The organism is Tepidimonas fonticaldi (assembly GCF_007556755.1).
Lineage (GTDB): Bacteria > Pseudomonadota > Gammaproteobacteria > Burkholderiales > Burkholderiaceae_C > Tepidimonas > Tepidimonas fonticaldi.
The window spans coordinates 62,610-87,625 of record NZ_VJOO01000006.1; the positions used below are offsets into that span (position 1 = coordinate 62,610).

At 60.7% G+C, this 25,016-nt stretch carries 15 protein-coding genes and 2 pseudogenes; 16 read left to right on the forward strand and 1 reads right to left on the reverse strand.

The window, feature by feature from the left end; all coding sequences use genetic code 11:
- Positions 1–181 precede the first annotated feature (181 nt).
- The 16 genes and pseudogenes from Tfont_RS14685 (at position 182) to brxL (ending at position 24,817) form a co-directional block, all read left to right on the forward strand.
- Positions 182–1,714 carry a methyl-accepting chemotaxis protein gene (locus Tfont_RS14685; RefSeq protein ID WP_260682274.1) on the forward strand — a complete coding sequence of 511 codons (1,533 nt, stop codon included), beginning with the start codon at positions 182–184 and terminating at the stop codon, positions 1,712–1,714.
- Positions 1,713–2,810, forward strand: a pseudogene (locus tag Tfont_RS04955) (MFS transporter); the annotation flags it as partial. The gene Tfont_RS14685 and the pseudogene Tfont_RS04955, both read left to right, overlap by 2 nt.
- A 95-nt stretch (positions 2,811–2,905) precedes the next feature.
- Positions 2,906–3,403, forward strand: coding sequence for a single-stranded DNA-binding protein (locus tag Tfont_RS04960; RefSeq protein ID WP_068607745.1), 498 nt, complete (start codon positions 2,906–2,908; stop codon positions 3,401–3,403).
- Positions 3,404–3,612: 209 nt separating this feature from the next.
- Positions 3,613–4,836: a tyrosine-type recombinase/integrase gene (locus Tfont_RS04965; RefSeq protein ID WP_185974474.1), complete on the forward strand. Its 1,224-nt coding sequence runs from the start codon at positions 3,613–3,615 to the stop codon at positions 4,834–4,836.
- Positions 4,833–6,380, forward strand: coding sequence for a site-specific integrase (locus tag Tfont_RS04970; protein WP_185974475.1), 1,548 nt, complete (start codon positions 4,833–4,835; stop codon positions 6,378–6,380). The genes Tfont_RS04965 and Tfont_RS04970 overlap by 4 nt, the downstream gene beginning before the upstream one ends.
- Complete coding sequence (locus tag Tfont_RS04975; protein ID WP_260682273.1) at positions 6,301–8,424, forward strand: integrase; 2,124 nt, start codon at positions 6,301–6,303, stop codon at positions 8,422–8,424. The genes Tfont_RS04970 and Tfont_RS04975 overlap by 80 nt, the downstream gene beginning before the upstream one ends.
- Position 8,425: 1 nt before the next feature.
- Entirely contained in the window at positions 8,426–8,899 is a 474-nt protein-coding gene (locus Tfont_RS04980; protein WP_143968622.1) for a hypothetical protein, read from the forward strand.
- A 106-nt stretch (positions 8,900–9,005) separates the two neighbouring features.
- A complete protein-coding gene (locus Tfont_RS04985) occupies positions 9,006–9,506 on the forward strand; it encodes a BrxE family protein (RefSeq protein ID WP_143968623.1) in 501 nt (166 codons plus the stop codon).
- 2 nt (positions 9,507–9,508) lie between these two features.
- Positions 9,509–10,297 carry a DUF1819 family protein gene (locus Tfont_RS04990; protein WP_143968624.1) on the forward strand — a complete coding sequence of 263 codons (789 nt, stop codon included), beginning with the start codon at positions 9,509–9,511 and terminating at the stop codon, positions 10,295–10,297.
- Positions 10,278–10,853: a BREX protein BrxB domain-containing protein gene (locus tag Tfont_RS04995; protein ID WP_143968625.1), complete on the forward strand. Its 576-nt coding sequence runs from the start codon at positions 10,278–10,280 to the stop codon at positions 10,851–10,853. The genes Tfont_RS04990 and Tfont_RS04995 overlap by 20 nt, the downstream gene beginning before the upstream one ends.
- Before the next feature lie 27 nt (positions 10,854–10,880).
- On the forward strand, positions 10,881–14,513 hold the full coding sequence (gene brxC, locus Tfont_RS05000) for a BREX system P-loop protein BrxC (protein WP_143968626.1): 3,633 nt from the start codon (positions 10,881–10,883) through the stop codon (positions 14,511–14,513).
- Positions 14,514–16,406, forward strand: a complete 1,893-nt coding sequence (locus tag Tfont_RS05005; RefSeq protein ID WP_143968627.1) for an Eco57I restriction-modification methylase domain-containing protein — start codon at positions 14,514–14,516, stop codon at positions 16,404–16,406.
- The gene (locus tag Tfont_RS05010) at positions 16,403–18,253 is read left to right on the forward strand and encodes an ATP-dependent nuclease (RefSeq protein ID WP_143968628.1); all 1,851 of its coding nucleotides are present in this window, start codon (positions 16,403–16,405) and stop codon (positions 18,251–18,253) included. Before Tfont_RS05005 ends, Tfont_RS05010 begins: the two co-directional genes overlap by 4 nt.
- Positions 18,250–20,184, forward strand: coding sequence for a BREX-1 system adenine-specific DNA-methyltransferase PglX (locus tag Tfont_RS05015; RefSeq protein ID WP_143968629.1), 1,935 nt, complete (start codon positions 18,250–18,252; stop codon positions 20,182–20,184). The genes Tfont_RS05010 and Tfont_RS05015 overlap by 4 nt, the downstream gene beginning before the upstream one ends.
- A complete protein-coding gene (locus tag Tfont_RS05020; protein ID WP_143968630.1) occupies positions 20,181–22,709 on the forward strand; it encodes a PglZ domain-containing protein in 2,529 nt (842 codons plus the stop codon). The genes Tfont_RS05015 and Tfont_RS05020 overlap by 4 nt, the downstream gene beginning before the upstream one ends.
- 5 nt (positions 22,710–22,714) lie before the next feature.
- A complete protein-coding gene (gene brxL / locus Tfont_RS05025; RefSeq protein WP_143968631.1) occupies positions 22,715–24,817 on the forward strand; it encodes a BREX system Lon protease-like protein BrxL in 2,103 nt (700 codons plus the stop codon).
- Positions 24,818–24,826: 9 nt separating this feature from the next.
- Here the strand turns inward: brxL and Tfont_RS05030 are convergent.
- Positions 24,827–24,976, reverse strand: a pseudogene (locus Tfont_RS05030) (lysozyme); the annotation flags it as partial.
- Positions 24,977–25,016 lie beyond the last annotated feature (40 nt).

Genomic DNA, 25,016 nt, shown 5'->3' on the forward strand with positions numbered 1-25,016 from the left:
GCAGGCCACGGCGGCGGACCAGATCGAGGCCTTGCTGCCCGCCTTGCAGGAGCGGGTCGATGCGCTGCAGCGCCGCGGTGCCACCGTCCCGGCCGGCTGGAGCCCCTTCCGCAGCGCCACCGACGAGCTGGTGCGCACCACCGCCGCCCACCTCAAGACCGCGGCGATGACCGTGGACAAGATGGAGTTTTACGCGCAGGCCACCCGCGCCATCGATGCACTGGCCGCGCTGGAGCGTGAGCTGGCCGACGGCGTGGAGGCCGAGTGGGCCCAGCGCAGCGCCACCCTCGAGCGCGAGATCGCCATCGTCGCCGCGGGCTGCGTGCTGGTGCTGCTGGTGCTGACCTATGGCCTGGTGGCCTTCTACCGCGCCACGGTGGGCGGGCTGCACCACCTCAACAACGCCATCGACCGCGCCGCCGAAGGCGACCTGACCAGCGACGCCGTGCTGCCCGGCCGCGACGAGATGGCCGACATGAGCCAGCGCCTGCGCCACATGCTGCGGGCGCTGTCGGAGCTGGTGGCCGACGTGCGCAGCGCCGCCGCCGTGCTGGGCCACGTCGGCCTGCAATTGGTGCAGGACAGCCAGCAATTGGCCGAGCGCACGCAGAGCCAGGCCGCCAGCCTGGAGCAGGCCACCAGCAACGTGCGCGCCGTGGCCGAGACGGTGCAGGCCAACGCCGACAGCGCGCAGGACATCCGGCGCCTGACCGGCGAGCTCAACCGCGAGACCGAGCGCGCCAGCGAGCTGATGCAGCACACCGTCGGCGGGCTGGGCTCGCTGCAGGCCACCTCGCAGCGCATGACCGAGATCATCGGTACCATCGACGGCATCGCGTTCCAGACCAACATCCTGGCGCTCAACGCCGCGGTGGAGGCCGCGCGCGCCGGCGAGGCCGGCCGGGGCTTCGCCGTCGTGGCCGCCGAAGTGCGCCGGCTGGCCCAGCGCAGCCAGGAGGCCGCCAACGAAGTGCGCCAGCTGATCGCCGAATCGGCCGAGCGCGTGCAGGGCACGGTGCAGGAGATCCGCTCCGTCAACGAGGCGATGGACGTGCTGGTGCGCGGCATCCGCGACATCGCCGCGCGCATCGGCGAGATGGCCGACGCCAGCCGCCAGCAGAGCACGGCCCTGAGGGAGGTGGTGGCCGCGGTCGGCGACCTCGACAAGGTCACCTACGAGAACTCGGCCATGGTGGAGCGCACCACGCACCGCGCCAACCGCCTGATGGAGCGCACGCGCGACCTGGACGAGGCCGTGCACCACATGAAGCTGCGCCAGGGCACCGCCGACGAGGCCTATGGGCTGGTGCAAAAAGCCCTGGAGCACATCCGCGCGGTCGGCTACGAACGGGCGGTGGAGGATTTCCACGACAAGAGCGGCCCCTTCGTCGATCGGGACCTGTACGTGTTCGTCCTCGATCGCGAGGGAACCTACCGCGTCATGGGCCTGGACCGCGCCAAGGTGGGCACGCGCGTGCACGATGCCCCGGGCATCAACGCCGAACAGTTCCTGGCCGACGCCTGGCACCGCGCCGAGCAGGGCGGGGGGTGGATCGAATACAACATCCTCAACCCCGCCACGGGGCAGGTCCGGGCCAAGTCGTCTTACGTCGTGCCGCTGGGCGATGCGCTGCTGCTGGGCTGTGGCGCTTACCGCAGCGCCCTGCGCACCGAGGCCGACGGGCGGCCCACGTCGTCGGCGCTGGACGACTGACGCCCCCCGGCTGCCCGGGGGCGACGATCCGGTGCGCGTCGGCTTGGCCATGGGCATCTACGGCTTGGCGCAAGCACTGTTGCAGATTCCGCTGGGGCTGGCATCGGACCGCTGGGGCCGCAAACGCGTCATCCTGGCGGGGCTGGCGCTGTTCGCCCTGGGCAGCGCGCTGGCGGCTACCGCCTCGACGCTGGACATGCTGACCCTCGCCCGCGCGTTGCAAGGCGCCGGGGCGATATCGGCTGCGGTCACCGCGCTGCTGGCCGACCTGACGCGCGATGCCGTGCGCACCAAGGCCATGGCCCTGGTGGGCGTGAGCATCGCGCTGGTTTTTGCCCTATCGCTGGTCGCCGCGCCGCCGCTGGCCGCGGCCATCGGGCTGGGGGGGCTGTTCTGGCTCACGGGCGGTCTGGCCCTGACCGGCATGGCGGTGGTGCTGTGGGTGGTGCCGGCCGAGCCCCCCCGATCGGGCGGGGCGGCGCCGGGCGGGCTGGGCACGGTGCTGCGCCACCGCGACCTGTTGCGGCTGGACGTGGGGGTGTTGACCCTGCACACGGTGCAGATGGCCATGTGGATGGCCGTGCCCGGCCTGCTGGTCAGCGCCGGGATCGACAAGGCGCACCATTGGCAGATCTATCTACCGGCGCTGCTGGCCTCCTTTCTGATCATGGGCGGGCTGCTGTTCCGGTTGGAGCGGCGCGGCCACCTCGGCGCGGTGCTGCGTGGCGCCATCGGCTTGCTGGTGCTGGCCCAAGGGGGGCTGGCGTGGGCCGCCAGCCATGGGGCCGGCAGCGCACTCATCACCGGGGCGTGGCTGCTGGTGTTCTTTTTGGGCTTCAACACGCTGGAAGCCAGCCAGCCCAGCCTGGTTTCGCGGCTGGCACCGGCCCATGTGCGGGGCGCTGCGCTGGGGGTGTACAACACGCTGCAGTCGCTGGGGCTGTTTGCCGGTGGCGCGCTGGGCGGCTGGCTGATGCGCCACATGGGGGCGGCTGGCGTCTTTGGTCTTGGCGCCGCGCTGTGCGTGCTGTGGCTGGCACTCAGCTGGGGCCTGCGCCCGCCCCCGGCCGCGCCCTCGGCGCTGCGGCCAACCTGACCGCCCATCCCCCGCCCAGGGGATGGGATCGCCGGGGCGATTGGGGCACAATCGGCCGCATCCTGGGCAATCGCCCCATCCACGAGGACACCCCCATGGCATCGGTGAACAAAGTCATCCTGGTCGGCAACTGTGGCCGCGACCCCGAAATCCGCTACCTGCCGTCCGGCCAACCCGTGGCCAGCGTCAGCATCGCCACTTCCAGCCGGCGCAAGGACCGCAACACCGGCGAGTTGGTCGACGACACCCAGTGGCACCGGGTGACGTTTTATGACCGCCTGGCCGAAATCGCCGGCGAATACCTGAAGAAGGGCCGGCCGGTCTACGTCGAAGGCCGGCTGAAATACGGCAAATACACCGGTCAGGACGGCATCGAGCGCAACACGGTGGACATCATCGCCACCGAGCTGCAGCTGCTGGGCAGCCGCGAGGGCATGGGCACCCCGTCGGAAGATGGCGGCTATGCGCCCCGCGCCGCCGCACCGTCCGCCCCGCGCAGTGCGCCGCCCCCCGCCAGCCGCCCTGCGCCGCAGACGGCCCCCGCGCCGGCGGCCAGCGGCTTCGAGGACATGGACGACGACATTCCGTTCTAGAATACACCTCACAGATAAAAGTCAACAACACCCCGGATAGGCTTGTTCTACCGGGGTTTTTTGTTGTTTGCATATTTTGACGGCCGCTGCTAAGATCATCGCTAGCATATACCTCCAGTGACTGTAAAGAGATGCGATCTACGTACAGGGTCAAGACTGTGCTCCTAGGGTCAGGTGAGCGACTGCCAGTCCTTGTGGACGACAGCGGTATGCCGCTTTTTGACGCAACGGTCTTTGCTCTCACAGAGATCCGCGGCAGAAACCTGGCGAGCAACACGGTTGGCCATGTGCTCCGATCCATCATGTTCTTTCACCTCTTCCTGGACTTTCGGGGTATCGACCTAGATCAGCGCATGGACAATGGTGAGTTGTTGTCCATGAACGAGCTTGAGGATCTGGTACGCCAATCCCGGCGACCAATAGATGGTTTGACATCCAAAGTGGCGGCCACCCATCCTTCAAAACTCGCAAGGAAGCCGCTCGCTGACCAATCACCGACTGCTTCGTTAGAAAAGGTTCGGATGGGCATCACGCGTTCCGAGGAAGATGTGGTGAGCACTGCGGTCATGGCGACGCGACTCCAGTACATCCGCTCGTACATACAGTGGCTGGTCAACACGCGGCTCGATCGGTTGGGCATAGATTCCCAGAAGGCGGTTATGTTGCGCCACGGTGTCACTCGGGTAACTGAAGCAATTTCGAGCCGTATCCCCCGCAAGTCAGGACGAGCGCTGGAGAGGCAGCGCCAAGGACTGTCAGAGTCAGACCAGGCTGAACTACTACGGGTGATTGATCCGGCATGCCCCGACAATCCTTGGGCGGACGAGCACACCCGCTATCGAAACGCGCTGTTGATCCACTGGCTGTTGGAGCTCGGGCTACGCCTCGGAGAAGCACTTGGAGTGCGCAATTCTGACATCGACACTTATCACAGGGAGGTGACGATACATCGTCGCGCCGACGATCCCGTGGACCCTCGAAGAGATCAACCTCAAGTAAAAACCCGGCCACGGGTTCTTCCTTTGAGCGAAAGACTTCTCCTGGAGACGCAGACCTACATCATTGACCACCGTCGACAGCTCCCTGCAGCAAAAAAACACCCTTTCCTGTTTGTGGCGAATCGCACAGGGCAGCCTCTAACGCTCGTCGCTGCTAAAAAAATTTTTGTCGAACTGCGTCAGCGTTGTTCCCGGCTCCCTAAAGATCTTAGCGCGCATGTACTGCGCCACACGTGGAATGACCGATTTTCCGAGGAAGCGGACAAAAAGGGTACTGATCCGGAAACTGAAAAGCACATACGAAGTTACCTGATGGGCTGGGCTCCGACCTCATCAACGGCGGCAACCTATACACGCCGCCATGTGCAGAGAAAAGCCCGCGAAGTGTCATTGGCTTTGCAGACAAAACTCATGAATCCGGGGAATAAGAAATGAGTAAGCTTGTCATCGCTGAATCGCGATACCACACCCTCACCGAACTACCCCAATTCGCCAAAACCCGGTCTGGTGTCGAGTTCGATCCACGATCGGACAGGTGGGTATATCGCGATGATTTGTATAGCGTCAGCTTGGATTTTGGCAAGCTGCACGCTACTGCTTCATTTGTGGCATCGGCTAAACATGTCTTGTTATGGTATGTGGAACGCCTGTCATCTAGCCATGCAAGTAATCTGTTCGACCGCCTTGGCCATTATCTCAAGACTATATCGATCTGGCGTAATGCCCCGATTAACGAAATCACCACCAATGACCTAATCAACTACAAAGCATCGCTGAGCAACGCCACTTTCTGGTACCTGGGGGCGCTATCCGGGCTGTTCCAGCAGTGGCATCGTCTGGGCTATCCTGGGGTGACCGATGATGCCGTTGCATTCTTGCGCGAGATACGCATCAAGGGAAATCCAAAGGGACTCGCAGTCCTGACGCACGATCCCATATATGGGCCCTTCACGGATATCGAGTTTCAATCAATTCAGGCTGCCTTAGATGGTGCGTATTGCAGGGGTGAGATTGATTTGGAGGGTTATCTGCTGGCTTATCTTTTCATGCTGCTTGGCCAGCGACCGATCCAGTACGCCGCACTGAAAGTGCGCGATGTTGAGCGGGTCGTTACGAAGGACGGCACAACTATTTATACGATCCAGATCCCGCGTGCCAAGCAGCGCGATCGACTTTCTCGAGAAGACTTCAAGACCCGGCTCATCATTCCACAGATTGGAGAATTGCTGATCCAGCACGCGGCCGATATCCGGGAGAAATTTCATGGGCTTTTGCCAGATCCATCAGAAGCACCTTTATTTCCCATGCGAGGTAAGTCCAAAGGGGCGCCGGCAGGCTTCGAATACCACCGAACCGCGCAGACCCTTGCCGATCTGCTAGAGCGAACGCTCAAGAAGCTCAGCATTGTTTCTGAGCGCACCGGAAAGCCTCTACACATCACTGCCACTCGTTTTCGCCGTACTCTCGCCACTCGTGCAGCGATGGAGGGGCACGGCGAACTCGTCATCGCAGAGTTGCTCGATCATACTGATACCCAGAACGTCGGGATATATATCGAAGCACGGCCTGAGATCGTGGAGAGGATTGACCGGGCCATTGCGTTTCACATGGCTCCGATCGCTCAGGCGTTCGCTGGAACACTGATCCGCGATGAGTCTGAGGCAACACGTTGCGATGACCCAACCAGCCGAATATGCGATCCACGTTTTGACCCAACGATGCGCCCACTGGCAAACTGCGGAAAGCATGGCTTCTGCGGGTTTGCAGCGCCGATAGCGTGCTATACCTGCGTTCATTTCGAGCCCTGGCTTGACGGCCCGCATGAAGCCGTGTTGGAGTTTTTGCTTGCAGAGCGAGAACGCTTGGCCTCACGTGGCGACATGCGCATTGCATCCATCAATGATCGAACCATTCTTGCCGTTGCTCAAGTGGTGCAACTATGCGAGGCACAGCGTGGGCAATATGGACGAAATGGCTGAGGTTGTCCTGTTCACTCCTCGGGTAGAGCTTGACGCCGCCGAGAATTTGCGTGGGTTCATAGAGATGGCGCGCGATCACCTCACCGTCTTTGGCAGCGATTTGCCGTTCGATGAGAATGTCTGGGATGTGACCGCAGTGATCGCGTTGAAAGGACACGGAAATAAGCGCGTGCGAATTAAATTTTCGACCCTGACCACCGCCGGGGATAAGACGCCATCAATGATGGCGGAGCCATTCTTGAGCTTCGCGAAGGCTTATCTTCGATACATGCAATCGCTCCGGCCAACCAAGGCGATTCATGGCCGCCTCGTTGCGTTGCGCGCTCTCGAGGCCGCTCTTATTGAATCTTGCGGAAGCACTAATCCGGTGCGCATCGATTCTGGAGTTCTGAATCGAGCGGCTCAGCTGATTATTAATCAACTCAGTGATGGGGCCGCGTATCGCGCCGGCCAGCAACTGGAGATACTGGCCAGGTGGATGGCGGAGAACCGCTTGACGAAAATTCCGGTTCGTTGGCGCAATCCGATCAAACGACCGACAAGCGCAGTTCGCGTCGGGAAGGAGGCTGACGAGCGTCGCGCGAAAAAAATGCCATCTCAGGCCGCACTTGATGCTTTGCCAAAGGTTTTTTTACTTGCGACAGAGCCCGTCGATGTGATCGTCGCTGGCGTTGCGGCAATCATGCTCGCCGCCCCTGAGCGAATCAGCGAGGTGTTGATGCTTCCCGAAGCCTGCGAGGTACGTGAGCCACGCACGGGAAAGGAAGACGCCTACGGCTTACGTTGGTGGCCCGCAAAAGGGGCTAACCCAGGCGTCAAATGGGTGGTGCCATCCATGGCATCCGTCGTCCAAGAGGCACTGCGCAAAATTCGCAGGGTCACCGAAGAAGCCCGGTGTATTGCAAAATGGTATGAGGATCATCCGGGAAGGTTATACCTGGCGCCGGATGTTGAACATCTGCGCGCCCAACAATGGCTGTCACTCGCGGACGTTGCCGAGATATTGGGGTTTGCGGATCACAGTTCTGTCAATACCTGGTGCCGGACGGCGAAGATTGCTATGAGCAGGCAGGACAACGGTAAGCAGGTGTTAGTGCGATTCGCCGACATCGAGAAGGCTGTATTGAGCATGCTACCGCGCGGATTCCCGATCCTCGACGACGCGACGGGTCTCAAGTACAGCGAGGCCTTGTTCGTGGTAAGACGAAATGAGCTTGGTACCCAGCGAGGTACCTATCGTTGCATGCTGGAGGCAGTGACAATCGGTCAAATCAACACGGGATTTGGTAGCCGGGCGCGACACGGCTTTGATTCTATATTTGCGCGCTTCGGGTTCACAGAGCCAGACGGTAGCCCGATAAAACTGACCAGCCACCAATTTCGACACTACCTTAATACGCTGGCGCAACTGGGTGGAATGAGTCAGCTCGACATCGCCAAGTGGTCCGGCCGCAAGGATGTTCGTCAAAACGAAGTCTACGATCATGTCACACCTGGTGTGATGCTGCAGAGGCTTCGCGACGCGGTTGGTGATGACAACCAGATGTTCGGGCCGCTGGCCGAACTGCCGAAACGGGTGATGATTCGGCGCGATGAGTTTGCACAGCTGGTGATCCCGTCGGCGCACACCACGGACATCGGTTATTGTGTTCACGACTACACGTCGTCGCCGTGCCAGTTGCACATGGACTGCATTCATTGCCAGGATTTGGTCTGCGTCAAGGGGGACGAGGAGAAAACCGCGCTCCTGCGGAAACGGCTCCAAGAAGCACGTGAATTGCTGGGGAGAGCAGAAGACGCCCGGGCTGATGGCTATTACGGGAGTGACCGCTGGGTTGAACATCATCGCGCGAGCGTGGACCGGCTGTCTCAGCTCGTACAGATCCTGGACGACCCCAGTGTCCCGAATGGCGCGGTGGTACAGTTGTCTTCACCCACGGCACCATCACGCATCGCGCAAGAGCTCACTGCTCGGCTGCCTGCCAAGAACGATAAGAGCCAGACGAGCGTTCCCGCCGAAGTATTGGCATGGAAGGGGGATTGAGATGGCGGGTCGGGCTCGAAAAGTAATCAACCGGCGTAGCAAAAATCTGAGTGACGAAGCGATCGAGCAGGTCGTTCGTATTCTCGACGGGTGGAGCGGCAAGTTAACTTGGGATGACTTGATTGAGGCGCTGGTGCCAAGACTTCATTATCGATACACGCGACAGGCGCTCTACAAGCACGAGCGCATAAAAACGGCCTTCGCCCTCAGGAAGAAAGAACTTCGAGGAGAGACGGCGAGCGATGAGGGCCGTCACACTGGGCCGTGTGAGCAAGTTTGGGCGCGGGTTGAGCGCCTTGAGGCAGAGAATCGCCGTCTCGAAGCCGAGAATCAGCGATTACTCGAGCAGTTCGTGGTTTGGGCCTACAACGCATATACGCGCGGCTTGACCAAGGAGTTCCTGAGTCAACCTCTGCCGCGAGTGAATAGGGGGCAAACTTATGATCATGAAAATAATGGAAAAAAACGGAAGTGATGATAAATGCCCGACGTGGCCGCCCGGCTGTGCCACGGACGCTCTGCTCAAGGCTTTGCTGCTGCAGGATCCGGTTCTCTGAACTAACGAAGTGATAAGCGTTGATATGAAAGAATCCTATCTACCGACGTTGCTGCAAATGAGGCTCCTCGTGGGCTTCCTCGGCGAGCGTGCTCAGTGCGCCTGGTGGCCCACGGCGTTCTATGAGGCATCGAGCAGGCTCTTCCTGGAGCCGGTCTTCTCGAAAACATTTCGCCTTGCTCAGTACCACGGTGCGCTGGAAGCAGCCAGACGATTGCACGACGAGCATTTGAGCGTGGGCAGCTATCACCTGTTCCGGCTACCCGAAGAAGTCGAACAAGACCTGCATGCGACCGTGCAAAGCAGCGCGGGAGAAGAACTCACCGGTCAGATACCGCAGAGCAAAGAGGCTGCGCTGGATGCGTTGAGGCGCTTGGCCGCGACGAGCGACACGGCCAGCGTGGGTCCAACGGCGGTCGGGCGCATCAAGGATATCGATTCCACCGACACCCTGAAGGCTATCGCGGCAGCCTATCTATCGGCGTTCACGCGGGGCGTCAAAACCTATCCGTATCTGGTGGGTTGATCGTGGCCGACAGCAAGCGCTATACGACTCAGTTACAAGCAGGCCTTGGGCTCGTCAACGAGACCACGACGCTGCTTGACCTGTGGTCGCCAGGCATGTCGGCGAATCAGTTGCATCAAGTCGCGCTGGAATCGGGTCGATTCCCCACCGTTACTGCGCGTCGACTCCGCAACATCGTCGTCGAATGCTTTGCTCCGCGCTATCTGGTCAATGGTGGTACACCGGCTGCTCACCTCAAGCGGCTGTCCGCAACGATATCCACGGCTGACCTGATGCAGCTCATGCTTGTGTTCACGAGCAGAGCCAGCCCGATCCTTGGCGACTTCGTGCGCCACGTTTACTGGGCTCGGTATGCCGGTGGATATACCCATATCACCAATGAAGACGCCCGCGCCTTCGTCGAGCGCGGCATCGATGACGGCAAGACAGTCAAACGCTGGTCGGAAACCACCGTGCGGCGTGTCTCCGCCTATCTGACCGGATGTTGCGCCGACTATGGAATGCTCGAGCGGGGACTGCGCTCGAGCCGTCGCATCCTGCCGTTCCGCATTTCGCCAACCGTGGCCGCTTACTTGGCCTACGAGCTGCATTTTTCCGGTCTCGGTGATAACGCGCTACTGACCCACGAAGATTGGCAGCTGTTTGGCCTGGCGCGCGAAGATGTACTGCAGGAAATCAAACGACTCTCGCTGAAAGGCTTGCTCATCGTCCAGGCTGCTGGCGATGTGATTCGCATCAGTTGGAAACATCGAGACATGGAGGCGCTTTGCGATGTCCTCACTCAAAGCTGATTTCGACGAGCTGCGCGAGCGCATCCGACATGGGCGTGAGCTCGGTCACGCGAGCTTCGAGCCGATCTACTACCTGGTGTTCCCGCCGAAACAAATCCTCGAGGTCAAGCGGCAGACGCCCGCCTGGGTGGCCAAACTGCACCAGGAAGGCTGGGATGTGCACATCTTCTCCATCGCCGAACAGCTCTGGGCGCTGCTAAAGGACGACCCGTTGTGGTCGCTGTGTGTGATGGAGGACAAGTCAGCGCCCCTGGATTGGCCGCGTACCAACAAAGCGCTGGCGGACATCCTGATGGCGGACAACGGTCTGCTGAAGCGACTCGAGGATACCCTGCAGCCGCTCGAAGGCCAGCGCAACGCATTGCTTTTGGTCACGGACCTCGAGGCACTGCATCCGTTTATGCGCATCGGCGCCATCGAGAGCCAGCTCCAGGGCAAGTTTCATGTGCCGACGATCTTCCTCTACCCCGGCGTGCGAACGGGCAAGACACGCCTGAAGTTCCTCGGCTTCTACCCGGAAGACGGCAATTACCGCTCCGTCCACGTCGGCGGCTGAACAGACCAAGAACGCAGGAACCCACACATGACCATCCGCTCGCTTTTCGATCCCAGCAAAGACATCTACCGCACCATCGAGAAGGTCATCACCTACGGTGCTTCGACTGACGCCCGCCTCAAGGCTGAGATATCCGAATACGTGGTCACCGAGAGCATCGAGGAGCAGTTTCGCAAGCTCCTCGATCGCATGCAGCTCGCGATGGAGTCCGGCGGCGAGAATGAAATCGGCGTTTGGGTCTCGGGCTTCTATGGTTCCGGTAAGAGCTCGTTCACCAAATACTTTGGCCTGGCGTTTGACGACCAGCGCACCATCGACGGCACGCCGTTCATCAATTACCTGCAGGACCGCCTGCACAAGCCACAAACCAAGGCCCTCCTCAGCACGGTAGCCAAGCGCTTCCCAGCCGCTGTGGTCATGCTCGACCTCGCCAGCGAAATGCTCGCCGGCGCCACGATGGAAGACGTCTCCACGGTGCTCTACTTCAAAGTGCTGCAGTGGGCGGGATATTCACGAAACCTCAAGGTGGCTGCCTTCGAGCGCATGGTCGAAAAGGACGGCCGCACGGAGGAACTGCACGAACGCATCGCCCAGGCGCTACCAGGTGCCACCTGGGCGCGCGTGCAGAACAACCCGCTCGCCATCGACGGGCTGATCCCCAAGATCGCCCATGAGATGTACCCGGCGCTCTTCCCCGAGGCCAAGTCCTTCTCGTCCAGCACCGAGGGCTTCTTTCAATTCGAGGACCAGCGCGTGCAGGAGATGATCGACATCGTCCGCGAGAAGAGCGGCAAGCAGAACATCATCTTCATCATCGACGAGGTCGGCCAGTATGTGGCCTCGCGCGACAACCTGATCCTCAACCTCGATGGTCTGGCGAAGAACCTGAAGCGGCTGGGCAACGGCAAGGTCTGGATCATCTCTACCGCGCAGCAAACGCTCACCGAAGACGACCCACGCGCCGCCCTGAATTCGGACAAGCTCTACAAACTGAAAGACCGCTTCCCGATCCAGATCGACCTCGAATCGAGCGACATCAAGGAGATCTGCTACCGGCGTCTGCTGGGTAAGTCACCAGCGGGTGAAGCCGAACTGGGCAAGCTGTTCGATGCACATGGCCAAGCGCTGCGGTACAACACCAAGCTGCAGGATGCCAAGTACTACGACGCGGATTTCAGCCGGGAGAGCTTCATCAATCTGTATCCCTTCCTGCCGGCGCACTTCGACATCCTGCTCCATCTCCTTGGCGCCCTGGCCAAGTCCACTGGCGGTATCGGTCTGCGCTCGGCAATCAAGGTGATCCAGGACGTGCTGAAAGGCGAAGGCGGTTCCAAGGCCATGGCCGATCAGCCCGTGGGCTGGCTGGCCACCACGGTGACGCTATACGACGAACTGGAAAAGGACATCCGCCGTGCCTTTCCCTCGATTCATCAGGCGGTGGGCAAGGTGCAGATTCGCTATCCAGACTCCCCGCTCCATCAAGACATCGGCAAGACCATCGCCGTTTTGCAGATCCTCGGTAACCTGCCGGTGTCGGTGCAGAACGTCGCCAGCCTGATGCACCCATCCGTCACGGCACCTTCGCAGCTCGACGCGGTGAAGAAAGCCGTTGAAGAGATGCTCAACGACGTGTATGTGCCGCTCGGCGAGAAGGACGGCAATCTCGTGTTCCTTAGCGAGAAGCTGCGGGATATCGAGCATGAGCGTGGCGCTATTGCACTGCGTACCGTGGACGTGAAACGCATCTTCAACGATGCACTGCGTGAGTCCTTCAATCCGCTGCCTCGTGTCAGTCTCCACGGCACGATGGCCGTCACAACGGGCCTGAAAGTCCAGTCCGGCAGCGTCATCACCAGCCTGGCCGGTGATCAGAGCACTATTCAAACTGTCGTCGAGCTGGTGCCCGCCAGCGACTACGACACCGCCAAGAACCGGATGCTGGAAGATTCCCGCAGCCGCGCGGGCCGGAACGTCATCGGGCTCTTGGCTCGCGCCAATCCCGAACTCGACGAGCTGGCCAACGAAATCTATCGCTGCCAGCGCATTGCCGAACTGCACCGCAACGAGCCCGACCAAGAGGTCAAGGACTACTGCACCGGCCAGCTCGACCGCGCTGCCAAGCTCGCGACCCAGCTCCAGAGCAAGATCAAGCAAACCCTGCAAGCCGGCTCGTTTGTGTTCCGTGGGCAGGCCACGGCGGTGTCGGCGCTGGATGCCGACCTACTGGAAGCCGCCAAGAAGCTGCTCTCCGACGTGGCCAACCAAGTATTCCACCGTTACGTCGAAGCGCCGGTGCGTGTAGGAACCGACACCGCCGAGAAATTCCTCAAGGTCGGCAACCCCGCCGCCATCAGCAGTGCGCTGGATCCGCTCGGCCTGGTGCAAACCGTCGCTGGTCGAGCCTCGTTCAAAACCGACCACAAGGCGATGATCAGCCTGCGTGACTATATCGACAAGCATGGCACGGTCGATGGCAAACGCCTGCTCGATGACTTCAGCAGCGACCCGTTCGGCTGGTCGCCGGACACCACGCGCTACATCGTCGCCGCCATGCTCATGGCCGGCGAAATCAAGCTCAAAGTCTCGGGCCGTGAAGTGACGGCCGCCGGCCAGCAGGCGATCGATGCCCTGAAGACCAACAACTCCTTCAAGCAGATCGGTGTTTCGCTGCGGGACCAGCGCCCATCCATCGAAACGCTCGGACGCGCCGCTGAGCGACTCACCGAGCTGGTCGGCGAGATGGTCATCCCGCTGGAACAAGAGATCAGCAAGGCGGTGATGAAGCACTTCCCGCGCTTTCAGCACGACTACGGCTCTTTGGCCGAAAAGCTCAGCAGCCTCGGGCTGGCAGGCAGCGATCGCATCCGCACCTTGAACCAGGACATTGCCGATATCCTGTTCACCGATGCCTCCGATGCACCGCAGCGCCTGGGCGCCGAAACCTCCGCCATTTACGACAGCCTCAAGTGGGCGCTGGAAGTGAAGCGGGCGCTCGATAATGGGCTCGACGCCACCCTGCGCGACTTGCAAGCCCATCGCCGTGACATCGAAGCCTTGCCGGACACCGGCGTGCCAGGGGAGCTGCGCCGCGAACTTGCCGAAGACCTGGGAACCCTGTCGGAGCGCTTGGGCAAAGAGGACTTCTACAGGCACACGGCTGACTTCAATTCGCTGCTCACGCGCCTGAAGGGCCGCGTGCGCGACGCCGTCAACATGCTCTCCAATCAGCAGAAGCTGCGCTTGAAGGAAGGCATCGAGGACCTGCAGCGTCTGCCCGAATGGGAAGAACTCACCCAGGCAGAACGTGGCAACGCCGTGAACCGGCTGGATGGCCTTGCCTTGGCCGCCACACAGGATCTGGCTGGACTCAAGAAGCTGCTGGCTCGCGACTACGACATCAACAGCACCCTCGAAGACCTCAAGCGCTCGATCCAGCGCCAGGGCCAGGAACGCCTACGGCAACGCATGGAGGAAGAGCGCGCCAAGACCGGCGAGAAAGGCCCCGCCAAGCTCACCAAGTCGATTGCCGTCCCGGTGAAGATGACCTCGGCGGCAGACATCGACGCGCTGATTCAGCAGCTCCACGAAATCAAGGCTCAGCTCGCGCTGTATACCGAGATCGAAGTGACGCTCTCGCTTGGCAACGGAGGCGATCAGTAAATGGCCTTCGACCAAACAACTCGAAACCGCCTGCAGCGCTTCGTCAACGACGCGCGCCGCGTGCTGGAGGAGGAATTCACCCGCCAGCTGCAGAACGACTATGGCATGGACCCGACCTCGGGCACGGTGGCTTTGCTTTCCAGCCTGCGCCATCTCGACGACGCCCAGCGCGAAACCGCCCGCATCCTGCGCGACACCCTGGCGCACTACACCGCCAGTGGCGACATGAATGCGACCCAGGGGCTGGACCGTATCGTCCGCGAGCAGGCCTTTACCGTGCTGAACCGCCTGGCGGCGCTGCGCATGGCGGAGGCGCGCGGGCTGTTGATCGAATCAGTGGGCAATGGTTTCCAGGCCAAGGGCTTTCAGCTCTATGCGCGACTGGCCGGCACCGGCCTGGGCGAAACCGGCGATGCCTACCGCGTGTACCTGTTCAGCGTGTTCGACGAACTGGCCCAAGACCTGCCCGGCCTGTTCGACCGCTACTCACCGCAGGGCCGCCTGTTCCCGCGCGAGGCCGCGCTGCTGCAAGTGCTGAATCTGATCAACGGTTCCGACATCGCCTCGCTGTGGAGCGAGGACGAAACCATCGGCTGGATCTACCAGTACTTCAACTCCAAAGAAGAGCGAAGGGCCATGCGCGAGGCCAGCCAGGCGCCGCGCAACAGCCGGGAACTCGCCGTGCGCAACCAGTTCTTCACACCGCGCTATGTGGTTGAGTTCCTGGTGGACAACACCCTCGGGCGTCTCTGGTTCAACGCCACGGGCGGGGCCACCGGCCTGCGCGAGCGTTGCCAGTACCTGCTGGTCAAGCCGGACGAAACGCCACCAGCCGCCACCAAGCTGCGTGACCCGCGCACCCTCAAGCTGCTGGACCCGGCCTGCGGCTCCATGCACTTCGGCCTATATGCCTTCGATCTGTTCGCTGAAATCTATCGCGAGGCCTGGGCATGGGAACAGCAGCACGGGCCCGGTTCGCTGGATGTCTCGACCCAGCCCCAGGCTGCATTCAAGCCACTGAGCCAGACCTACGAGGACAAGGCGGCATTTCTGCGCGACCTGCCTCGTTTGATCATCGAGCACAACATCTATGGCGTCGATATTGATCCGCGCGCTGCGCAGATTGCATCCCTGGCACTGTGGCTGCGAGCGCAGCGTGCCTGGCACGAGGCCGGCGTCAAGGCCAAAGACCGCCCACTGATTGGGCGGGGCCATGTGGTCGCCGCCATTGCGCCGCCAGCAGAACGGGAGTTGCGTCAGCAGTTTGCGGCCAACCTCGACAAACGTGACGCCGAGCTGTTCGAGAAGACCCTGCAACTGCTCAAGGGCCTGCCGGAGCTGGGGGTGCTGCTCCAGGTCGAACGGGAACTGCCGCATTTGATCCGTCAGGTTTATGTAGGCAAGGGCACCGGCCTGTTTGCCGCCCAAGAGCAGGAGAACTGGCAACAGGCCGAGGCGCGACTGCGCACGGCACTCATCGAGTTCGCCCAAGCGGCCAAGTCAACGTACCAGGGGCGCCTGTTTGCGCAGGATGCCCTGCAAGGATTGCGGCTCATCGATCTATGCCGGGAAGCGTTCGATGTGGTGGTCATGAATCCGCCCTTCGGCGCGCCGGCGGCCAACACCAAGGATGACTTGGCCCGCGCCTATCCGCGCAGCAAGAACGATCTGCTCGCCGTCTTCGTCGAGCGCGGCCTGGAGCTCATGCGCCGCGGTGGGCGCCTTGGCGCCATCACCTCGCGCACGGCGTTTTTCCTCTCCAGCTTTCAGAACTGGCGCGAGCAGGTGGTGTTGGGCATGGCCCGGCCCGAGGTCATGGCCGATCTGGGGCATGGCGTGATGGACGACGCCATGGTCGAGGCCGCCGCCTATGTGTTGGAGAAACAAGTATGAGAATAAAGCGCCTGGCTATCCACAACTATCGGAGCATCAAGGATCTGACCCTGGAATGCTGTGCCATGGTCTGCATGCTTGGGCCGAACAATCACGGCAAGTCAAATATCCTTTCAGCGCTTGAGTATTTTCTAACCGGCGGGTTCAAGCCCGTTGAAGCGGACTTCTTCCAGCATCGCGATGTCGAGGACAGATCCTTATGGGTTGAGGTGACATTTGATGAGCTGACCGAGCAGGAAGTCAGGACCTTTCAGAGGTATGTGCTCTCGGACGGTAGTCTCCGCGTGCGCAAGACAACAAGGATGGTCGATGGTGGAGCCCTTGAGGTTTCTTACAACGGCTACACGGAACAGCCAGCAGAACCCTGGCTGCAAACTGACCGGGCCAGCGAGTACGCCAATCGGGATGCGATCAACGCGACCCCTCTTAGGGATCTGGTGCCGGAAACCGGGCGTTTGAACAAAGCTATGGTCGAAGCGGCGCAGCAACGCTACATCCAGGATAACCGAGATACCCTTACGCTTCCCCTGGCGCTGGAAACCGGCAACTTCCTGGGCCAGAAAAACATCGCGGCGGGCATCCTGCCTGAACTGCTGCTGGTGCCTGCCGTTCGCGACCTCAGCGATGAGATCAAAGTCAAGACCACCACTGTATTTGGTCGCTTACTTAGCCGCGCTATCCAGGATATGGCCCAGCGTGACCCGCGCTTCGCGGCGGCCAGAGAGCAGCTTGCCGCAGTCATCGCTTCGTTGACGGAACGCATGGAGGATCCCGAGCAGACCCCCGCCACCGAGTTGATTCGTCTTGAGCGAGGTATTGAGGAGGAGCTTCGCACCTGGGGTGTTCGTGTCAACATCGAAATCTCTCCGCCGGAGATCGAGAAGCTGTTCGAACTCGGGACTGAAGTTTTCCTTGATGATGGCGCCCGAACCAGCGCAACCCGGAAGGGGCATGGGCTGCAGCGCGCGCTAATGTTCGCGCTGATTCGCGCTTGGTCCAAGGCGCTGCGCACCGAATCGCAGGGCATCGAGGATATTGCCGCCAGGAAGCGGTCCGACTCGGTCATTTTCGCCGTAGAAGAGCCGGAGCTGTTCCTGCACCCTCACGCGCAACGACGGCTGTTCCAGTCTCTGCGGAAAATCGCTGCGGTGCCGGAACACCAGGTCATGCTCTGCACTCACTCGCCGCACTTCATCGATACAGATGAGTATCGACAGATCGCCATGGTCTATCGGGACGACCCACGGACGGGCACATCTATCCGCCAATGCACCAGTGATCTTTTCGCCGGTGAAGACCTTGCTGACCGGAAGAAGCGCTTCCGACTCGCGCATTGGATTAATCCCGAGCGAGCCGAGATGTTCTTTTGCCGCAAGGCGATATTCGTGGAGGGCGAAACCGAGCGCGTCCTGCTGCCTTACCTGGCGGATCGGCTGGGGTTGTTGGATTCCGAGGTCTCGGTGATCGACTGCGGCTCAAAATTCAACCTGCCGTTCTACGTCGAGCTGGCAAAGGCGTTTGGCATTCGTTACGCGGTCGTTCACGATGAAGACCCACTGCCAAACCCGGTGCCGGCGGACTGGAGCGAAGACAAGCGCAGGGCCAGTCAGCGGACATTCGACCTCAACGCCGAGATTGAACAACTGGTAGAGGCGCCCCTTGGTCGGCGCCACATGTTATCGCCAGATTTCGAGAGCGCCACGGGCGTTTCCAAGAACCAGGGCGACAAGAAAGGAAAGGGCTTGGCGGCACTCGACTATTTCGAGCAAAAGCAACCGGGAGAGATTCCGGATGTTCTGAAAGACCTGTTGCGTGTCCTCTACCGTGATTCGGAGGTCGTCCAATGACTACTTTCCTTCGGCTGCTCGCCGAAAATGACAAGCGCGAAGGGCTGGCGACGGCCTGCACATGTTTGCGCGCCGGCCAACCCGACCCGCGCGCTTTCGAGGTTGAACCCGAAGCATTCGACGCCGTGCCCGGCAAGCCCTTCGCCTATTGGGTGAGCGAGGCGGTGCGCCAGACCTTCCGGCGCCTGCCGCCCTTCGAGAGCGAGGGACGCACGGTCAAGCAGGGGCTCGCCACCGCCGACGACTTCCGCTTCGTGCGCGCCTGGTGGGAGGTGCAGCCGGGCGGCACGGCGGGCAAATGGTTTCCCTTCGCCAAGGGCGGCGCCTATTCACCTTTCTACGGCGACATCCACTTGGTAGCAAATTGGAAGCACGACGGGGCCGAAATTAAGAATTTTTTTGATCCAAAAACAGGAAAGCTTAATTCCCGGCCACAAAATCTCGATTATTACTTTCGGCCTGGTTTTACGTGGTCTTATAGGCCGTCATCTACGGGGAGCTTCCGTTTTCTTCCGCGCGGAGTGGTGTTTAGCGTTAACGGTTCCTCTGGTTTTGTGGAAGGAGATGAGGCCTCACAAATTGCAGCCAGCGTTGCACTCGCCAATTCATCGACATTCAATTTCTTGATAAGGCTACTTTTTTCTCGAGGTGGTGCTGGAGGTGGACAAACTTTAACTTACGAGGTGGGGTATGTCGCAATGACTCCTGCGCCAGCACTGTCTGATTACATGTGTAGCAGATTAAACGCTTTGGTTCGAAGCGCATGGTCATTGAAACGAACGACAGATACCATCGAAGAAACCTCCCATGCGTACCTGCTACCAGCCGCCTTGCGTGCGCGACTGGCTGATTACGACCCCGTCGCCATTGAAGCAGAACTGTCACGCATCCAGATCGAGATCGACTCAATAGCTTTTGACCTCTATGGCTTCAATGAAGCCGACCGTGCTGCCGTTCAAGTCACCCAAGGTGTGGCAAACGAAGGCGATGCCGAGGACGGTGCAGATGACGAAGGCGACGATGAAGACAGCGCTTCACCCATCGACCACACGGCCGGCTTGTTGAGCTGGGCAGTTGGTGTGGCATTTGGTCGTTTCGACTGGCGCCTGGCCACGGGAGAGCGCGCGGCACCTCCAGAGCCCGATCCTTTCGATCCGCTGCCCGCCAAAAGCCCCGGAATGCTGCCCGACGGGGCCGCGCCCTTCCATGCGCACGAAGGCATCCTGGTGGACGACCCGGGGCACCCGCATGACCTCGCACGCTTAATTGAGGAAGTTCTCGTTCGCGTCGAGGTGCCAATACCGGAGGACGTGCGCCGCTGGCTGCAACGCGACTTCTTCCCCTTCCATCTGCAGCGCTACTCCAAGAGCCGTCGCAAGGCGCCCATCTACTGGCCGTTGAGCACAACGTCCGGCAGCTACACCCTGTGGGTCTATTACCCCAGCCTTACCAGCCAGACGCTTTACACGGCAATCAACGACTTTGTCGAACCCAAGCTCAAACAAGTCGGCGCTGACGTGACGGCGCTGCGCAACAAGGGCTCTGCCCGCACGCGCGACGACGAAAGGCAGTTCGAGGCGCTGCAAGCCTTCGAGCTGGAGCTGATTGAGCTGCGCGACACTTTGCTCAAGCTCGCGCCCACCTACAAGCCCAACCACGACGACGGTGTGCAGATCAGTGCCGCGCCATTGTGGCAGTTGTTCCGCCACAAACCCTGGCAGAAGGTGCTCAAGGACACCTGGGAGAAGCTCAAGAAAGGCGACTACGACTGGGCGCACCTGGCCATGAACGACTGGCCCGAGCGTGTGCGCGAGAAGTGCAAGACCGACAAGTCGCTGGCCATCGCTCACGGGCTGGAGGATCTCTACATCGAGCCCGAGGCCAAGCCGAAAAAAGCACGCGGTAAGAAGAAGACCGGAGGCGATGAATGAGCATCGCTGAATTCATCCGTGAAAGCGTGCTGCGGCCGCGCCTGAAGCAGGCAGGCTGTCTGGTGGTGTACGACCCGGCCCGGCGTTACCGCGACTTGTGCTTCGATTTGATGGCTGACAAGGTGCGGGTGGTGGATGCGTCTGAAAGCAGCATCGAAAGCCGCGAGGCGGCGCTGCTGGCGCTGCGCGAGGTGGGGCAGCCCAAGGCCGCGCTGGAAGGGGTGTTGATCTACGTGCCAGCCAAGCGCCCAGAAACCGATGAACAGAAGCAGACTGACCCGTTCGCCCTGTACGCAGAATGCGGCGCGGTGTTTCCGCAAGACGATGGCGATGAGTATCTGAACCTGTGCCTGCGCGCCAGGCCGGATCACGCGACCGAAATTCGCCGTTTGTTCGCCGACAACCCCGGCGGGCCGTCCTTTGCGGTGATCGATGCCATTGGCGGCGGTGTGAGCTGGCCCCAGTTGCGAGCCACATTGCGGGTGGAGTCCGGCCGCGAGATTCTGGCCGCACTGCTGGCTCCCACTACCAGCCAATCCGAAGCGCTCAAGGGGCAGGAAGGCTGGTTTCAAGAGGCGCGTGACTTCCTCCGCACGACCCTGGGTCTGAGCGTGAAGACGCGCGGCAAGACCTGGTCCGCGCTGGCGGATGAACTGTGGCGCTATGTGCTGTTCAGTGAATTCGTGTTCGATTTACCAGTGGCGCTGCCGGACACCTTGAAGGGGGTACCGCACGCACCGATGGAAGCCAGACCCATCGTCGAGGATGTGTGCGACCGTCTGCGCAGCGATCCGAAGTCACGCGTGGCATACATTGAGCGCGCAGAAGCCATCGAGAAGGAACTCAACCTGCCTGATCTTTGTAGCGCAATTGAAGACTTGGGCGAGCGTGACACTTTCCCATTCGAGGAACGGACCTTCCTGCGCACGGCAATCAAGGGCATTGTCAATGGCGACACCGATGCCACGCGCCGGGTGCTGACCCGCCACAAGAGCTCGGTATGGCTCGGCAAGGGCGAAAGCCAGGCTCAGTGGGAGTTGGTGCGCTCTGGTTTGAGCCTGGTGGAGGCCTGCGAAGACTTTGAACGCCAGTTGCCAGACCATGCCCGTTCTCAGGCGGAGCTGATCGATTTCTACCTGGGTAGCCTACGCGAGGCAGATCGCCTGCAACGCGAGTTTGAGCAAGCGGCAGGTGACTTCCTTGACCCACATGGCTTGATGCATGAAGTGATCAGCCAGGCTCGAGCGCGCTATCGGCGCTTGGCCGAAAAGGTCCAAGGCGTTTTCGTGAAGCACATCGAGACTACGGGATGGCCGCCGGCTGGGCGACTGGCCAACGCCGATGCTTTTGATCGGCTGGTGGCTGATCGCCTCAAGGAAAGCGGACGCAAGGTGGCCTACCTGATGGTGGACGCCCTGCGCTACGAGTTAGGCGTGGCCCTCGAAAAGCTGCTGGCGGAAGATGGGCCTGTCGAGCTGAAAGCGGCCTATGCGCAGCTACCGACCATCACGCCGGTGGGCATGGCGAGCTTGCTGCCGGGTGCCCGCACCGGGCTGACCCTGACGCTGGAGAACGAATCGCTCGTACCCAAACTGGACGGTGTGCCGGTGAGCAATGTGACGCAGCGCATGGGCATTCTGAAAAAAAAGTACGGCGACCGCTTCGCGGAAATGCTGCTCAACGATTTTGTTCGCGGCAAGCCGAAGATCGCAGAGACCGTCGATCTGCTGGTGCTGCGCTCCAGCGAAATCGACAGCCAGCTCGAAAGCAACCCGGAAACCACACTCGGCTTGATTCCCGGAACGCTCAAGCTGATCCGCGTGGCGCTGCACAAGTTGCGCGGCATGGGCTTCAAGGAAGCCGTGATCGTGACCGATCACGGCTTCTTCCTGAACACACAAGCAGAGGCAGGCGATGTGTGCGTCAAACCGCAGGGGAAGTGGCCCGTCAATGCCCACGATCGCATGATGCTGGGCGACGGCACCGCCGATGATCACAGCCTGGTCGTCAGCGCCGAGAAGGTCGGCATCCGCGGTGACTTCGCCCAAGTGGCGCTACCGCGCAGCATGGCGCCCTATCGCTCAGGGCACTTGTATTTTCACGGCGGAGCTTCGCTGGCCGAGGCTATCGTGCCAGTGTTGATTGCGCGTCTGGATACCGCCGCCCATGCGGACCTGCGCAAGGTGGTGGTGGAGCTGAGTTACAAGAACGGCGCCAAACGAATCACTACGCGATTGCCGGTCATCGAGGTGATGCTAGTAGCCGACGACATGTTCTCGCAGGACGTGAGCCTGGAGATCTCGCTGGAAGCGCAGGACAGCAAGGGGAAGGTGGTGGGAGAGCCGCGCCCAGGCGGCGATGTGAACCCCGCGACCAGAACCGTGACCCTGATGCCAGGCCAGCGCAAGCAGATTGCGCTGCGAATGGATGATGAGTTCAGAGGCAAGTTCAATGTTGTAGCGCTAAACCCCACAACCTCGGCAGCCTACAGCAATCTGGCGCTTGAAACCGACTATACGGAATGAGCCCTATGGACGAACTCGACCAAAAACTAAACGCCACTTTCGACGGCAAGGTGCTGCGCAAGGACTTAGTGCACCGGATCAAGAAGGGAACCAACGTCCCGACTTTCGTCCTGGAGTTCCTGCTCGCCAAGTATTGCGCGAGCAACGACCAGGCAGAGATCGATGCAGGCATGGAGGCCGTTCTGTCGACGCTGCAGGAAAACTACGTGCGGCCGGATGAGGCCAATGCCGCGCAGTCCAAGGTCGCCACCAAGGGCAAGCACCGGTTCATCGACAAGGTCCATGTTCGGTATGTCGAGAAGGAAAAGCGGCACTGGGCCTCATTGGAGAACTTCAACTCGCAGCGCATCGCGATTGCCGAGAAGTTCTACCGCGACAACGACAGGTTGCTGGAGGGCGGCATTTGGGCCGAGGTCACCCTAGCGCACAACGACATCGACGAGGATGACTATGCGTTCTCCATTGAGGATCTGCGGCCAATCCAGCTGACCCGCTTCGACTTCGACCGCTATGCAGAAGGCCGAGCAGCTTTCACGCGTGATGAGTGGCTTGCGGTGATATTGCGCTCTGTGGGGCTGGAACCCAGCAGGCTGTCGAAGCGCGTGCAGATGCATTTCATCGCCAGGTTGGCTGCATTGGTGGAGCCCAACTACAACTACATCGAGTTGGGGCCTCGCGGCACCGGCAAGTCCTATTTTTTCAGTGAGTTCTCGCCCTACGCCACGCTGATCTCGGGCGGGCAGGCGACCAAGGCTACCTTGTTCTACAACAACGCACGTCGCAAGGTTGGGCTGGTTGGATTTTGGGACACGGTCGCGTTTGACGAGGTTGGCGGGATCAAAGTGCGCGATCCAGACACTATCCAGATCATGAAGGACTTCATGGCCAACGGGCGCTTTTCGCGAGGGGCCGAAGTCATCGCTGATGCAAGCCTGAGCTTTGTTGGCAACATCGATGTGTCTGTGCAGCAGGTGGTCAATTCCAACGAGCACGACCTGTTTCAGCCCTTGCCGCCGGAGTTCGACCTGGCCGTGATGGACCGCTTCGCCGCCTACATCCCAGGCTGGGAGATGCCGAAGAACAGCAGCGAGTTCTTGACCAGCAATTACGGGTTCATCACTGATTACTTGGCCGAGGCCTTCCATTACCAGTTCAAGCACACGAATCGGTATGAGGAAGTGAGCAAGCGCATCCGACTTGGCAAGGCCATCGAGGGGCGTGACGAGAAAAGCATCAAGAAGACTGTCTGCGCGTTTTTGAAGGTCCTGCACCCGAACGGGCCGCCGACGGACGAAGAGTTCGAAGAATACGTGGCCTACGCCATCGAGTACCGCCGACGCGTCAAGGAGCAGATGAACAAGCGCAAGCCGGATGACGAGTTTGCCCGGATCAATCTGTCTTACTTCAAGGCCAGCGGTGAAGAGGTGGTGGTCTTCTGCCCCGAGTCGAAGGATGCGCCGGCAACGCAAGAGCCGGCGCGCCGTCGGTTAAATCAGGCGGATGGGCAGCCTACTGAGGCGGTCGAAGTTCGGCCCGCTGCGCAACCAGCGCGTGCTGTGTCGGATTCTCCAGCGGTACCGAAGCCGATATCACCGCCACCGGAGGCGGCTTTGACTGCGAGCGACCCATCACCGATTAAGCTCAAAGAACAGCACTTCACCATCCACTATGGCGATACTGGGTACAGCTATGAGTCGATCATCGGCCCTTATCTGCAAGGCGCGAAGTCTGTTGTCGTCGAAGACCCCTACATCCGGCTGCAACACCAGATTCAGAACTTCGTCCGCTTCTGCGAAGCGGTGCTGAAGGCTGGCACGGTGAAGAAAATCAGCTTGATCACTAGCTACGACGACAAGACCCAGTTAGCTGATATCGCAGAGAAGCTTGATGAATTGAAGCAGAGCCTGCTGGAGTTAGATGTAGAGCTGGAGGTAAAGCTCAACCCGAACATGCACGATCGGGAGATTCGTATCGACAACGGCTGGGTGATCAAGATTGGCCGGGGGTTGGACTTCTTCCAGAAACCTGGAGGCTGGTTCGAGGTGGGCGCAAATGATCTGAGCTTGCGCAAGTGCCTTGAAACGAAGGTGGATATCTTCCGTGCGTAAAGCGCCAGGTCAGAGAAGCAGGGCAACCTCCGCTTCCCGCCGAGTCACCAGCCCGGGCAGCACCTTTCCGCCCCCATAGACCCATCGGCGTAGCTCATTAGCTGCGCTCGGCCAGTCCCGCTGGTTGATCGGCCGCCTCAGCGTCGACGTCTGTGTCCGCGACGTGGATGTGGTAATACGATAGAGAGGGGGCTCGACT

What these genes read in the sequence shown, in the direction of transcription:
- brxC (WP_143968626.1), top strand. Translation starts at nt 10,881, where the DNA reads ATGACCATCCGCTCGCTTTTCGATCCCAGCAAAGACATCTACCGCACC.
- Tfont_RS05020 (WP_143968630.1), top strand. Translation starts at nt 20,181, where the DNA reads ATGAGCATCGCTGAATTCATCCGTGAAAGCGTGCTGCGGCCGCGCCTG.
- Tfont_RS04965 (WP_185974474.1), top strand. Translation starts at nt 3,613, where the DNA reads ATGCCGCTTTTTGACGCAACGGTCTTTGCTCTCACAGAGATCCGCGGC.
- Tfont_RS04970 (WP_185974475.1), top strand. Translation starts at nt 4,833, where the DNA reads ATGAGTAAGCTTGTCATCGCTGAATCGCGATACCACACCCTCACCGAA.
- Tfont_RS04975 (WP_260682273.1), top strand. Translation starts at nt 6,301, where the DNA reads ATGATCGAACCATTCTTGCCGTTGCTCAAGTGGTGCAACTATGCGAGG.
- Tfont_RS04995 (WP_143968625.1), top strand. Translation starts at nt 10,278, where the DNA reads ATGTCCTCACTCAAAGCTGATTTCGACGAGCTGCGCGAGCGCATCCGA.
- Tfont_RS05015 (WP_143968629.1), top strand. Translation starts at nt 18,250, where the DNA reads ATGACTACTTTCCTTCGGCTGCTCGCCGAAAATGACAAGCGCGAAGGG.
- Tfont_RS04960 (WP_068607745.1), top strand. Translation starts at nt 2,906, where the DNA reads ATGGCATCGGTGAACAAAGTCATCCTGGTCGGCAACTGTGGCCGCGAC.
- brxL (WP_143968631.1), top strand. Translation starts at nt 22,715, where the DNA reads ATGGACGAACTCGACCAAAAACTAAACGCCACTTTCGACGGCAAGGTG.
- Tfont_RS05005 (WP_143968627.1), top strand. Translation starts at nt 14,514, where the DNA reads ATGGCCTTCGACCAAACAACTCGAAACCGCCTGCAGCGCTTCGTCAAC.
- Tfont_RS14685 (WP_260682274.1), top strand. Translation starts at nt 182, where the DNA reads ATGGAGTTTTACGCGCAGGCCACCCGCGCCATCGATGCACTGGCCGCG.
- Tfont_RS05010 (WP_143968628.1), top strand. Translation starts at nt 16,403, where the DNA reads ATGAGAATAAAGCGCCTGGCTATCCACAACTATCGGAGCATCAAGGAT.
- Tfont_RS04980 (WP_143968622.1), top strand. Translation starts at nt 8,426, where the DNA reads ATGGCGGGTCGGGCTCGAAAAGTAATCAACCGGCGTAGCAAAAATCTG.
- Tfont_RS04985 (WP_143968623.1), top strand. Translation starts at nt 9,006, where the DNA reads ATGAAAGAATCCTATCTACCGACGTTGCTGCAAATGAGGCTCCTCGTG.